Annotated in this window: 15 protein-coding genes and 1 pseudogene; 12 read left to right on the plus strand and 4 right to left on the minus strand. The window is 51.5% G+C overall.

What is annotated here, in order from left to right:
* The 10 genes and pseudogenes from H7A81_RS07260 to H7A81_RS07305 form a co-directional block, all read left to right on the plus strand.
* Window positions 1-292: pseudogene (locus tag H7A81_RS07260) on the plus strand (hypothetical protein); the annotation flags it as partial.
* 1 nt (window position 293) lies between these two features.
* Window positions 294-1,085 carry a hypothetical protein gene (locus H7A81_RS07265; protein WP_182057114.1) on the plus strand — a complete coding sequence of 264 codons (792 nt, stop codon included), beginning with the start codon at window positions 294-296 and terminating at the stop codon, window positions 1,083-1,085.
* 34 nt (window positions 1,086-1,119) lie between these two features.
* Window positions 1,120-2,748 carry a phage tail protein gene (locus tag H7A81_RS07270; protein ID WP_182057115.1) on the plus strand — a complete coding sequence of 543 codons (1,629 nt, stop codon included), beginning with the start codon at window positions 1,120-1,122 and terminating at the stop codon, window positions 2,746-2,748.
* A 46-nt stretch (window positions 2,749-2,794) separates the two neighbouring features.
* A complete protein-coding gene (locus H7A81_RS07275) occupies window positions 2,795-3,226 on the plus strand; it encodes a hypothetical protein (protein WP_182057116.1) in 432 nt (143 codons plus the stop codon).
* Window positions 3,227-3,234: 8 nt separating this feature from the next.
* The gene (locus H7A81_RS07280; protein ID WP_182057117.1) at window positions 3,235-3,615 is read left to right on the plus strand and encodes a hypothetical protein; all 381 of its coding nucleotides are present in this window, start codon (window positions 3,235-3,237) and stop codon (window positions 3,613-3,615) included.
* 169 nt (window positions 3,616-3,784) lie between these two features.
* On the plus strand, window positions 3,785-4,273 hold the full coding sequence (locus tag H7A81_RS07285; protein WP_220458101.1) for a hypothetical protein: 489 nt from the start codon (window positions 3,785-3,787) through the stop codon (window positions 4,271-4,273).
* A gap of 110 nt (window positions 4,274-4,383) precedes the next feature.
* Window positions 4,384-5,043 carry a thioredoxin domain-containing protein gene (locus H7A81_RS07290; RefSeq protein WP_182057118.1) on the plus strand — a complete coding sequence of 220 codons (660 nt, stop codon included), beginning with the start codon at window positions 4,384-4,386 and terminating at the stop codon, window positions 5,041-5,043.
* A gap of 27 nt (window positions 5,044-5,070) precedes the next feature.
* On the plus strand, window positions 5,071-5,949 hold the full coding sequence (lepB, locus tag H7A81_RS07295; RefSeq protein ID WP_255478907.1) for a signal peptidase I: 879 nt from the start codon (window positions 5,071-5,073) through the stop codon (window positions 5,947-5,949).
* A 49-nt stretch (window positions 5,950-5,998) separates the two neighbouring features.
* Complete coding sequence (locus H7A81_RS07300) at window positions 5,999-6,283, plus strand: hypothetical protein (RefSeq protein ID WP_182057119.1); 285 nt, start codon at window positions 5,999-6,001, stop codon at window positions 6,281-6,283.
* A gap of 183 nt (window positions 6,284-6,466) precedes the next feature.
* Window positions 6,467-6,775 (plus strand): hypothetical protein, encoded by a 309-nt coding sequence (locus H7A81_RS07305; RefSeq protein WP_182057120.1) that lies wholly within the window; start codon window positions 6,467-6,469, stop codon window positions 6,773-6,775.
* 200 nt (window positions 6,776-6,975) lie between these two features.
* Here H7A81_RS07305 and H7A81_RS07310 read toward each other — a convergent pair whose 3' ends face one another.
* Window positions 6,976-7,806 carry a DUF3037 domain-containing protein gene (locus tag H7A81_RS07310; protein ID WP_182057121.1) on the minus strand — a complete coding sequence of 277 codons (831 nt, stop codon included), beginning with the start codon at window positions 7,804-7,806 and terminating at the stop codon, window positions 6,976-6,978.
* Window positions 7,803-8,534 (minus strand): HipA family kinase, encoded by a 732-nt coding sequence (locus H7A81_RS07315; protein WP_255478908.1) that lies wholly within the window; start codon window positions 8,532-8,534, stop codon window positions 7,803-7,805. The genes H7A81_RS07310 and H7A81_RS07315 overlap by 4 nt, the downstream gene beginning before the upstream one ends.
* An 881-nt stretch (window positions 8,535-9,415) precedes the next feature.
* On the opposite strand from H7A81_RS07315, the gene H7A81_RS07320 reads away from it, so the two are divergent.
* Window positions 9,416-9,685, plus strand: coding sequence for a hypothetical protein (locus H7A81_RS07320; protein WP_182057154.1), 270 nt, complete (start codon window positions 9,416-9,418; stop codon window positions 9,683-9,685).
* 173 nt (window positions 9,686-9,858) lie between these two features.
* Window positions 9,859-11,871 carry a hypothetical protein gene (locus H7A81_RS07325; RefSeq protein ID WP_182057123.1) on the plus strand — a complete coding sequence of 671 codons (2,013 nt, stop codon included), beginning with the start codon at window positions 9,859-9,861 and terminating at the stop codon, window positions 11,869-11,871.
* Between the two features lie 165 nt (window positions 11,872-12,036).
* Here the strand turns inward: H7A81_RS07325 and H7A81_RS07330 are convergent, their stop codons facing one another.
* Together H7A81_RS07330 and H7A81_RS07335 are read right to left on the minus strand one after the other, a co-directional pair.
* Window positions 12,037-12,222 carry a general stress protein gene (locus tag H7A81_RS07330; RefSeq protein ID WP_182057124.1) on the minus strand — a complete coding sequence of 62 codons (186 nt, stop codon included), beginning with the start codon at window positions 12,220-12,222 and terminating at the stop codon, window positions 12,037-12,039.
* Between the two features lie 530 nt (window positions 12,223-12,752).
* Entirely contained in the window at window positions 12,753-12,956 is a 204-nt protein-coding gene (locus H7A81_RS07335) for a hypothetical protein (RefSeq protein ID WP_182057125.1), read from the minus strand.
* Window positions 12,957-12,966 lie beyond the last annotated feature (10 nt).

A 12,966-nucleotide genomic window follows, 5' to 3' on the forward strand; every position in this document is an offset into this window, starting at 1 on the left:
GGAACATGCCGGCCTGCAGTATTATGGCGGTCCCACACAGGCCTGTGAGAGGTTCTTGTTGTCAGGCTGGACCGCCAGCATTCTCATGGGCGCGCGTGGTGAAAGAAGCCCACTGAGCCTGCCCTCTGAAGTCCGCATCCCCTGGTTTACTGTCCTGATAGCGGATTTTGACGGGCTGCTGATCCGTTCGGGCGATATCCTGATAGACGATTTGGGCCGCCGGTTTATCGCCGGGGGCACCGAACTGACCCACATGGGCTGGCGCATCACCGCCATGCTGGCGATGGTGTGATATGGCAGACGTTTCGGATGTCAGCCAGTTCATTGCGCAACGGGTCGCCGCATCACTGTACCCTGACGGTGAAAGCGAAACCTCGCTGGCAGGCGTTCCGGTAAAAATCTATCCGGGCTGGCCTGTGCCTGATGCGCTGCAGCGGGATATTGAAGCGGGTGCTGCCCATGTGACCGTCTGGCCATTGCCAAGCGAGCGCAAAGTCAGCACGGGTTTAGGCCGACCTTTTCGGACAGTGGCAAAGGGTAAGCCGACACTGCAGGTGAACGTGAATGGCAGCATCATTACTCTGTCAGGTGAGGTCACGGCTGACACCAATGTGCAGATAGCGCTGGGCAGTAAGGTATTCCGGTTCCATTTTCCAGCCGGCATCACACTTAGCAGCGTCAAAGCTCGTTTGTCGGAAACATTACCCCTGGCATCTGTTATTTTCGGCCGCGTCGTGGTCCTCAGCGCAGGACACATCACTGCCACCGTCACCACTGCCGGGACAGTCGTGCGCGAGCTTCGCAGGCAGGTAAAAGAATTTCAGGTAACCGTCTGGGCACCCATGCCTGTGCTGCGTAACCGCATCGGTACGCTGGTGGATGTGACACTATCCGAACAGCACCATATCGACCTGGGCGACCATGTCCCGGCTCAGATGCTGTATGCCCGGCAATCTGAATCCGATACGGGCGGCAACTTTCACGTCTACCGCCGCGACCTGATATTCAGCGTCAACTTCGCACTCACTCAGCATTCAACGGCATCCGAAGTCATCGCCACTGCGTTCAGCCTGAACAGCCACTGAATTTCCTTTCGAATAATCGTATCCGGAGTCTCTTATGCCCATTTATCAGGCGGGCAGCCTGAACACGGCCGCATTATCCGCGCCCGACCTGTATGTCCAGATTGTTCCGCCACGTACGCGGTACATTAACGGGGTGCCCACTGACGGTCTGGGTCTGGTTGGGGTCGCCAGCTGGGGGCCGGTCAACCGGCCGTTTCGTATCACTTCGGATACCGATATGGCGTTCTTTCTGGGCGCGCCGCAGAATCGCCGGTATGACCTTGCCACGGCTGTAGCGGTTTCCCTGCAGACGGGTGCTGCAAATCTTAATTGCGTCCGTGTGACCAATGGCAGTGAAAAAGCGGCCTGCGGTGAATTCAGCCACAAAAAGACGAAGAAAAAGCTCTGTCTGACAGCGCTCTACAGCGGAACACGCGGCAATTTAATCAAAGCAGGGCTTAGCAAGGGGGCTGCGGCGAAGTCGATCAAACTCACCATCAGTTTACCCGGCGTCATCGCGGAGGTATTTGATAATCTGAGCACGGAAGTGCCGGACATTTGCGCAGTCATCGCTGACGCTGTTAATCATGGACAGCATGCCTTCAGAGGGCCGAGTCAGATTATCCTTGCGGGTGTTGAAGCGGATGAATCAACGACGGCATCAGAGGCTGCAGTCATTGTAGACCACTTCACCCGCAATGAAATTGCTTTCGCCGGGGGTAACGACGGCATAGACCAATGTACAGTTAAGATCGTTGATAAAGATAAAAAAACTGTGGAAAAGGTACTTGGCCCGATTACTGATTCACAGGTAGTGGGTGAAGACAGCGCTGAAGGGCTTCGCTCGGGGATGTATGCCCTGAGGAGCACCGGTTCGCAGGTCATCAATCTGATTGATGTGTCCACAGCAGAACACTGGCCAGCTATGACGGCATTCTCTCAGTCTGAGGGCGCGTTCATGATCACGCAGGGCGCTGAATCCACCGATTTCAGAGCACTGTCTGATGCACTGAATAAGTCTGGCGTGGATGACTGGCACTTTAAACTTCTCATCGGCGACTGGCCTTACTGGAAAGATACGACCAACGGGATAAACCGGCTAGTTGCCCCCGCCACGTTTGAGGCAGCGAATATTGCAGCACGATCACCACATATCTCCACGCTCAATAAACGCATACCTGGCATCATCGCAACACAGCGTCAGCTGGATCGGCGCATCTACACCGGTACAGAAATTGGCCTGATCAACGCAGCCCGACTGGATGTCATCACGAATCCGTGTCCCGGTGGTAACTACTTTGGTATGCGATCGGGCCGTAACTGTTCATCGAACCCCACGCAGAATGACGACACCTATACGCGCATGACCAACTTCCTGTCACTGACCATCGCGGCCAGTTTCGGCAGCGTGGTGGGCGACAATCAGACAGTCGACCTGCGCCGGGAAACCAAAAGCACACTGGAATCCTTCCTGTCGAATCTTGAAACCCTGAAGATGATCGGTAATCCAAATGGCGGGCCGGCTTTTGCTGTGCGTCTCGATGAGACCAACAACCCGGACTCGCGTGTGGCGCTGGGGTACATGACCGCCGACATCCAGGTCAAATATCTGAACGTGGTGCGGTTCTTCCTGGTCAATCTGGAAGGCGGTGGCAGCGTGTCCATCTCCGTTTCAAATCACTGATGCTCTCGCGCTGCGGCAGCAGCACTATCCAATCCGGAGATAATCCATGCCAACCCTTGGCTACACCGTCGGCCGTGATATCGCCGTTGATATCAACACGCCCGCGGGCAAGCTGCGCATCCCTAAAATCATGAGCTTCGACTCAAAACCACAGGTCAGCACGCAGAAAATTACGCCGCTCAACGGCATTACCGACGAGTTGCAAATCCCCACTGGCTGGCACGGCACCATTACGGCAGAGCGAATGGACGCCACGCTGGATAACTTCTGGGCAAAGTGGGAAGACAACTACTACAACGGTATCGATCAGCCGCGCGGCACGATTACCGAGACTATTACCGAAGCGAACGGCACTGTCTCCGTTTTCCGCTATGAGGGGGTGTCATTTCATCTCACCGATGCTGGCAACAAGCAGGGCGAAAAGACCGTGAACCAGACACTGACATTCACCGCCAGTCGCCGTAAGAAAGTTAACTGAGGTTCATCATGGTAAAAGTCACAATACACGAACAGTCCGAAGCATTACCTGTCTCGCCGGACATGCCCGACCAGGTCACAGACTCTCGTGGCCGGACCATCCGATACCGCGAACTGGATCCGCTACAGGAGTCCAGGCTGATTCTGGCCATTGGCGCTGAAGCCGCCATGAATCCGGTGTATGTGAACGTTTATGCCATTCCCGCCGCGCGCGTCTCTGAGATTGACGGTGACGAATACGCCATTCCCCAGACGCAGGCGCAGGTCGATGCGATGATCAGCATACTCGGCCGCGAGGGGATGGATGCACTGGCGAAGCGATTTTTTCCGACCGCGGACGCCGCCGGAGCTGACTCTGCCAGCAGGGCCGCTACAAAAAACTCGCTCTGAACCCTGATTTTCGCAGCCGCTGCTGGCTGGTTAAAAACGGGGTTCCGTTCGGGATGGTGTTTAATGCCGGTGACCTGTCGGGACATGAGCGTCATGCCATGGCCATCGTCTTTACAGAACTCGAAGGCGCGACGTTCAACTGGCACACGTGGACCTGGGAAAAGCAGGAATGAAAGAGATTGAAGGGCTGTTAAACGCTGCGGTGACGTTTGCATCGATGGAGATTGCGGTCCATAAACGTCTCACCGAAGGGCTGGAAAAAGTCGCTGAACATATTGTTCAGACGGCCAAAGACGAAATCGGGTTTTACCAGCCAGCTATTGGTCCATTTCAGGACTGGGCAGAACTGGCAGAAAGTACCGAAGCTGATAAAACGCGCAAGGGTTTCCCCTCGGAAGCGCCGCTGCTACGCACCGGAGAGTTCCGTGATACGTGGGAGCACGAAACGCAGGGGTTCGAAGCCGTTATCGGCTCAAAAGACAAAAGGGCATTGTGGTTTGAGTTCGGTACAGTGAACATGCCACCCCGTCCGGTACTGGGGCCAGCCGTCGTTCACAATGAGCATAAAATTCGTAAGATTCTGGGCCGTGCTGCGGTCAGAGGTATCACCGAGGGAGTAGCCATCCATAAATCACTGGGATATCACCGCAGTATCTGAAATCTTGCAGAAACTTTATCGCGGAAATTTGTTCATATTTACGCCTGGCTTATCAGGCATATTTGTCGGATAAGCCGCTTACTTTGCGATGAAGAATGGAGAGGGTTACAATGCTGAAAATTCTGATTGCCTCAATGATGCTCATGACCGGAAGTCAGGCATATCCAAAACCGCCAGCCGACAGGCCGCATCATTTTTTACACGTTCCGCTCTCAGAGTTGGTGGCTTTCACGCCTGAAAGAGTGCCAGAGACGGAGGCTCTCATTCGTCGTAATCTTCTCAACGATCCGTGGTCACCTCGCACTGGTGCAAAGAATCCTGTACTCACTCTGGTGTGTTTTACCGATTACAACAGCCGGCCCTGCAGACAGTTAGATGTCAGCCTTAGTCGGCTTATCAGGTCAAACCCCCGAATCGCAGTCACCTATAAATTTGCCCCGTCACCCCGTCAGCCAACTGAAGCAGCACGGATGGCCCTGACGGTATGGCAATTCCAGCCTGAGAAGTTTGAAGCCTTCCACCACGCACTTATGGCTTATGAAGGGATGATTGATGGCTACAGTATCCGGGCGGCTATGCGAGCGGCGGATGTGCACATCTCAAGGGTCAGTCCCGATACGCTGTCCCCGCTGGCAGTTAACCGGTCATTAATCATGAAGCTCAGTCTGACAGAAATCCCGTCCTTGCTGATTGGCGATAAAGTCATGACCGGTTCTGCGAAATACAGCGAGCTGGAGGGGGCTGTTAATGCTGCACTCAAAAACTCTTAACCTGAGGAGCATCAGGGGAACACTGCAGTGAATATTTTCGCCTGCTTTCTGGCTGTAGCCATTGTTCTGGCCGGTATGTGCCGGATCCTGCTGTGGCGAAACCGTGCGGCTAGCAAAAGCCACAATGCACTGCCTCCAACTCCCACTCAAAAACGAAAGTTACCCCAGTCCAGGCTGGAAACAGGTGCATCTCTGTTGCCTCTGCTGTTGCTGATATTACTGATTCGCTCTTTTGGCTGGGAGTCGTTTCACATTCCGTCAGGCTCAATGACACCGACGCTGCTTAAAGGTGATTTTGTTCTCGCAGATAAATTTACGTACGGCTTTAAAAACCCTTTCAATCAGAGAACACTAATACAGCGAGGCCATCCGCAACGGGGCGATATCGCGATTTTCCATTATCCGGCAGACGACTCACAGCTTTTTATTAAGCGCGTCATCGGACTACCCGGGGATCATGTGAAGTTTGAACCGGAAAGTCAGACATTATCCATTCTCCCGGTATCAGCACGGGCGGGGGATGATCGCATGCCTCTCCCAATCAGCTACACACCTCCGGTACCGGCAGACCACTTAGGTTCATTTAATTACGGTCAGCACCTTGTTGAGCGGAATGAAACGCTGGGAGGCATCACCCATAAAATCCAGCAAGACGCTGCCAGAACGGCTGATACGGGTCAGTTCTTCCACCAGGAAGGGCTACCCGCAGGTGAGTGGTTGGTGCCTGAAGGTCAGTACTTTATGATGGGAGACAATCGCAACAACAGTTATGACAGTCGCTACTGGGGATTCGTGCCAGAGCGCAATCTGGTGGGTAAAGCTGTCGGCATCTGGCTCAGCCTTGTAAAGCAGGATTGGCCGTGGCCGACCGGCTTGAGACTCAGCCGTATCGGGCCTCTGAATTGACGCTGGCCGTCATCACCTCAGTTGAAACCGTCTGCACAGGGAAGTCATTTTGATTACAGAAAACCCCCGGTATTTACACGCTGGTCTGGAAGAGCCTGATGAGGACGGCGTCACCGCCCTTGTCGCGTACGGAATGACAACCACTGATGGTGAAGTGGTGTATCTCATCATTCGCTACTTCGACTATGAAAATAATTCGGTGCAGGGCGACCATTTATACATGTCATTTAATGAAGCGATGGATGATGTGTTTAAAGACTATGCCCTGACCAGAAGCAGCTGGCGTGAGCTTTCCACAGAGGAAATTTTACGCATAGATGCCCGGATTGGCTGAGCACTGAGCCAGTGAGGCGCGGTTTTCGATTTTTTAATACTCTGTCACAGCCTTTGAAAATTGCGGGAAACCGTATGCCATTAATGGCAGCGTTAAGCCTCAGCGTGATTTCGGGGGCGAAGGCTATGAAAACCTTAACGGTAATATCCCTCCTGGCACTGACGCTCGGGGCCGCAGAGAGAGATGGACGTGAATGACAGTGACACTTATTACGGTGACAGCTGGGATAACATCATGGCCAAAGTGCACGGAACATGCACGCGTTTCACCTGTCCGCCTGGCACCCGGGTCAAAGTGGATGCCGTTCCGGGTGATACCGGCATAGCGGAAACATGGGACCGGCAGGTCGTTGAACTGCTGGAGCTGGTCGGGATGAAATTCGTGGTCATGGGCACGGACGGGCATTCCTCTTCAGCCTGGGTTCTGGCACCCGGCGGGATCGCCTACAGCATTCAGTGGATGTTCCTGAAGAAAGTGGCAGAAAAAAAATGAAAGGCTAGAAAACAAAAAGCCCGGGAGTGGTGGCAACCGGGCTGGCACAATCCTGTGCCCAACATTTCCAACGAGAGATTGGTCTCATCACAGGGAAGTAGGAGACACATAGAGCATAGCTGATGTGATCGCAATTGCATGCGAAGCGGCAAGCGATGAGTGGCAATATGAGAGCAGGGCCCTAAAATCGGGCCCTGTAATTATGTTCTATTCACGATGATGTTTGAGGCAAATTCAATTGCTGAACGGTGATCGTTTGCAGGAATATGCGTAATTTTATGCTTATCAAGGCTTAGCTTAATAGAATCAAGTACCCTAACTTGAGCGAGTGTGGGTGATAATGGCTCTTCGATAGTGAACAAGACATCTTCCACTTTCAGTAGCTTTTCTTCTGCAGCCCGAGTAACCCTCATAACCCAAGTGTCACCATGCTCCATCATTTTACCCGGCTCAGATTGCTCAAACGCCAGGGGCTTTATAGCACGTGTTATTACGTCATTTCTTTTAGCGACAAGAGGCATCGAAAACTTAGACAATGTTCCATTAACTATTTGAGGTTTATAGAGGTTTTTGAGGGCATCTATTCTGTCAATGCTTCTTTTAAGCTCTTTGGCTAAAACTTCTTCTCTTCGCGCTTTAGTGTAATCGCTATGATTTACATATCGATCATATATTAGATTCATTTCTTCTTTAGGATTGTTTGTAAGCACAACCCTGGCCTGGCTGAAATGAAAAATTGATTCGCGTTTGGCTGTGAAATAGTGGAAAAACTGAGAAAGAGACTGCGCTCCGCTAATTTGGATAGCAGTGTTTTTGGCAAATCCAAGTTCTCTAAAAAATGCATCTTTAGCTAAAGGGAAAATGCAATCATCGTGAAAAAACTTCCTAACACGCGAGTCATTTCGATTTGTCATCATAAAATCGAAATAATTTTCCTTTGGAGCGCAGACGACAACACCTACGTTCGCAAACTCTTCAGTTTCCGGGTAGGGTGAATATCTAACGATGCTGTATAAGCAAGGCGTTGTCATATGATGCTGCTCCAAAATTCATCTGTTTCTGCTCTAGTGAGCGTAGTCTCAATGCTGTTGATGAAATCCTGATCAACACACCAGTCCTCTGGTACATCTTCCCAGAAGTGGGGCATACGGCAATAGGCGTTTAGAAGTTTTTCTTTCTGAACGACGCGATCGACCATGTCAAATGCCCACTCCCTCGATTTGTGGGAGTAAACGTGATAGTCAAAATCTCCTGCGTCAGCATTCTGATCAAAGGCCAGATTGTGGTCAATAAGGTAATACCTATCATGCTGAACGTCGTAGAGCATGTTTACATTGCCACCTTTTGCAGTGAGGCTCCTATCGCCATTCATGACCCATCGGTCAAAAAGGTAAATTCTCTTTTGCTCATCGACCGGGATAACTCGTTCATTCCTTGATTGGGCAAATGTCAAAGAAACGGCATTTTCAATGTAAAGTGTAGCGAACGCATAGCCTGATTTTATCTCGTCTTTCAATTCGGGAGAAAATTCCAGTAGCTCTTCAGGAATATAGACGACATTAAAATCTGGCAATGGCAGGCCAAGATCGCTAGCCAAGCAAGCAGAAATGAATTCAGCTAAAAGATGCTTAGGTGGCATCAATGGCATTGATTTTACGATGTATTTTTTTCCATCATCGCATCGGCAGAGGATTGGCTTGGTGCTGCCTTCTTTTATGCGTCGGATAAATTCGACGACGCTGATTTTTGGGGAATCCAACGTTGAGATCATCCATGCGTTGATTAGTTAGGCAAAGATACACGGATTGTTCTTAATGCCATATCCTGACAAATGAACAGTGCTTATCGATAAGGGGCAGTCGGCCACTTCTTGTAGGCAAAGACGTAAAGCATAATGAAATGGATACCTGGACAAGAGAGGAGAAGTGCCATTTTCCATCCGAATCCAGCCTTCTGAGCCATGCGAAAGCAGGGTATGAACATCAGAAACCAGATGATTAAGGACAGTGCTGCAAGAGGGTTTGGCTGTTCCATTAAAAGATCTCCGTGAATTGTTTGCGTTTAGTTATCGGCTAACAACTGTGAGAATTTAACTGGCATGCCATTCTGAGGATCTTCCCCCATCGTTATCTTAAGAAATAGCCCACCTGAGTGGGCCTTGTCTTTAGTTGCCGCCCGGACGAGCGTCTGCAGAACGATTCCCGCAACGTGACCCATCTGCAGCTGTATCGCCGTTATGCTGACAATTGCCCGCGAATGCACTCACTGAAGCACCCATAGATAGAATGAGGCAAAAAATAGCCATTACCTTTTTCATCATGTTTCTCGCTGTGTGATTGTGTTGCCAAATGGCGAAATCACATTACGACTAGGGTGCTAAATTATCAATAAAATTTATAGGAATATTCCTAGTTAATGCAATGGTTCTAATCTCCTCACTGACATCAAAAAACATTGTCTGGTTTATAAAGTCATATCTGACCTAGTCTCAGAAGAGTTTGCTGCATTTGCTTTAGGCTGCTGATCAAGATTAAGCATGAAATGGTTCTTTTTCACACGATTGCTTTGTGTCAGGTTGGTCTAGCTTGTCCCTCTAATCATAAGGAGGGATTCATGAAAACACGCAATATCAATATTTCAATGGCCATGGCCATCACTTTACTTTTTGTTGGCGCAGCAGAAGCGAAATCAACAAAACAGACCGACGACCAGATTCGTCAGTTGATCATCGAAGATTCAATTGCGTCTTACCCGGGTGTCTGCGCCTGCCCATTTAACTCTGCCCGCAACGGCAGCAGTTGTGGCAGGAGGAGCGCATGGAGCAAGCAGGGAGGGTTTGCGCCGATCTGCTATAAGAAAGAAGTGTCACGAGAAATGGTCGATGAATGGCGTAAAAACCATGCAGCATAACTGAACCCGCGAATGCGGGTTTTTTTATTGATTAAAACGGAGTGTGGATGGATTTCGAGGCTTATAAAGTCGCAGTCAGGCTCAGCCTGACTGAAAACATCTCCGCTGGCCTGCTCGCCGTATCCCGCAAGTTCGCGGACACCAATCAGCAGGCTGAGCTGTTTCAGCAGAGAATGAAGCAGATTGGCCGGATGACGATCGCAGGAGGAGCCTTCACCGCGGCAGGTCTGGTTATCACTAAGGGGCTGGATGCGACACTCCATGCTGCAAAAGACCTCGTTCGCGCGCAGAATGATTTCAGAACGCTGAACCTCAGCACTTATGAAAACGCATCAGTCACTGCACAGGCGCAGTCCCTGACCCATAAGACGCTGGGCACCACGATCGCCGGCAACATTCGCCTCATCCAGGACCTGCATACTGCTTTTGGTGACCTGCACCACGCCATCGAGGCCGCACCTTCCTTTGCGAAATACGAAGCCACTGTGCGCATGGCGCTGGGCAAGGGCGCAACGGATGGGCTGGTCAATGCCGCGGCTAAGGCGCTTGAACACCGTGGCGGCGGTGTCATCAACAATACCGCTATGTTCGAAAAAGAACTGGCCATGATGTCCCAAGTGCAGCTGGCATCCCGCGGTCGCGTCAGCCCCAAAGACTATCTCGCGGCATCACAGACCGGCAAAATTTCTTACATGATGCTTGCGCCTGACTATCTCTACGGCGCATTCGCCGGACTGATGAGCATGGACAAGGGGGGCAACAAATCCGGTACCGCCATGATGACAGGATTCAGTTCGCTGATTGGTGGTCATATGGACCGCAAAGCGAAAGGGTTCCTGACTGAAATTGGCATGCTGGATGAGGTAGTCAGCCTCGAGCGTCTGAAAATGATGCGCGAAGCGATGTCAAAGCTATCTCCAGCCGAACGCGACATTTACCGTCAGAGCCTGGGGAGTGAATCCGTCATCAGTGGGGGACTTAAGCCAGAATACGCCCGTCTGTTTTCCCATCCTGACCAGCTGGCCGCGGCGATGGCCGACCGCATTCGTCAGCGCTATGGAAGTCAGCTCACCGATGAGCAGGTGGGCAACATGCTGGGGGAATACCTCAACCGTAATGCCGGTCAGTTTTATGCCCAGCATGTTATTAACGCTACCAAATTGCGTAAGGATGCGGCTGTCTTTCACAATGCGATGAATTACAGCAATGCTTACGACATGTATCTCAACTCACCGGATGGGGCTGCACTGGCCCTGCACTCTGCCTGGACGAACGTGAAAGCGCTGCTTGGGCTGCAGCTTTTGCCCACGCTGACACGCGTCACGCTCGGACTGGCACATTTCATGAACAGGGTCAGTCAGTTTGCAGAAGACAACCCGTGGGCAGTGAAAATCGCAGCCTACTCTGCCACCGCGCTTGCCGGGTTAACTCTGTTAACCGGGGGCATCCTGTTGTTCGGCGCTACACTCGCCGCTGCTCGGCTGGTGGGCAGTCTGGGCGTTATCACTTCGGTAGCGGCCATGCTGGGCGGCCCGGTGACACTGGCCATTGCCGGTATCGCGGCAGCGGGATGGCTGATTTACCGTAACTGGACACAGATTAGTTCTTCACTGAAGGGCATGTGGTTTGAGATGAAGACGATCGCCTTCAATACCTGGGAAGTGGTCAGGGGAATGGGGCATCACTTCATTTCCTGGTGGGAGGGGATCGAATCCGCGTCTGACCGGTTTGGTGGAAAACTGACCTCAGGATTCAGCCGCCTGTTTGATTACATTGTCGGGCTGCTGAACAAGCTGCCCGGCGTGAATATCCTGACATCATCCGAGCTGGGCGTGAAACGGCAGGCGCTGTCTCTGCTGGCAGATATCAATGCGCTGACAGGGGGGCCGAAGGTGCCAGCCGCACTCTCCGGTTACGCAGCAGTTATGGCATCGCAGGGCCGAAGCACCGGTGCGCCCGATTTCGCATCCGGCATGCGCGGAATATACCGTCAGCACGAAGCTCCACCCATACCTGATCGCAACAACCAGCTGGTTCAGGTACACAGCGTTCTTCATCTTGACGGTAAAGCCGTTGGGGAAGTCGTCACTCGTCATCAGGTCAGGGAGGCCACGCGCGCGCCGTCCGGAGCCAGTGGCTTCGATCCTTCCATGTTGATGCTTCATCCGGGTCAGCTCAGCAGATAAGATCTCAGTAAGCCGCAGAGATAAATATCGGTGAACGAATGCAGGTACTTAAATCCGTTCGAAACCATATTAAATACAGAAATCACTTTTATGCCCGGGGAGAGTTCCAAATTAAGCTTCGCACAAGTTTTAGTGCCAGTCCCTGGCAAACGATCCCTTATCAAATCAGGCAGACGGATTAGACGGGCGGCGGCTGACGCTGCCTCCTTTTCTTCCGGCTTCTACGGCCCTTTCAGGGTCATTTTTGAAGTTGCCTCCACTGGCTCGGCCTCCGCGTTCACCAGCTTCTCTTGCTCGTTCAGGATCGTTGGCGAAGTTTCCTGCGCCACCTCTGCGTGTTGGTTCATTCATAGTCAGACCTCATTTCAGGGTTCCATAAGATTAAAGGGCCAGCCACTAACGAAAAAAATTTTAGCCAGGCATAACGGCTTTTCCACATGAAAAGCAGGCTAATTATTTGAATCAGAGCAAAGAATATGGCGAAATTTGGGTTAAGTGGAGCGTGCTCTGGCGAGGCAGAGCAAAAGGAGAAGTCAGAAAAAAATAAAGCCCGGGAGTGGTGGCAACCGGGCTGGCACAATCCTGTGCCCAACATTTCCAAACACAGCTTATCTCATCACAGGGCAGTAAGAGACTGTATTAGACTAGTTGGTATGGTGAGGATTGCATGCGAAGCGGTAAGGTTGAAATTGACAACGTTTAGCTGAAAACAACCATCGTTAAATAAAGGCCCGGAACCTGCGCGGTAGCCGGGCGGCAATGAAAAGGGGTGGGGGTATTGCCAAAAGTTTGACGGATGTCCCTGAAGAGGAAAGGACAACTTCAGCTTAACCTGGCCTCAGAACATTGCAAACTTATCCCAAATGTTTGTCTCGGCATTATCAAAGCAACGAGTCCGGGCTGGCTTTGGCAGCTCTCTTTTCCTCATCCATGGTTTTTATCGGCTCCGGTGAGGAGAGCCAACGGTCAAACTTTTCGTATGTCTCAAGAAAATTTTTGAAATAGGCCGTTGCCGCTGCGAGGTTCTCTTTATGCTCAAGGTAGGCAACCGTCATCTTGAATGCATCCTGATTTTCAAACTTCATCACGTTATCC

Origin of the sequence: Pantoea sp. ME81, from assembly GCF_903970985.1 — a bacterium.
GTDB classification, from domain to species: domain Bacteria; phylum Pseudomonadota; class Gammaproteobacteria; order Enterobacterales; family Enterobacteriaceae; genus Pantoea; species Pantoea communis.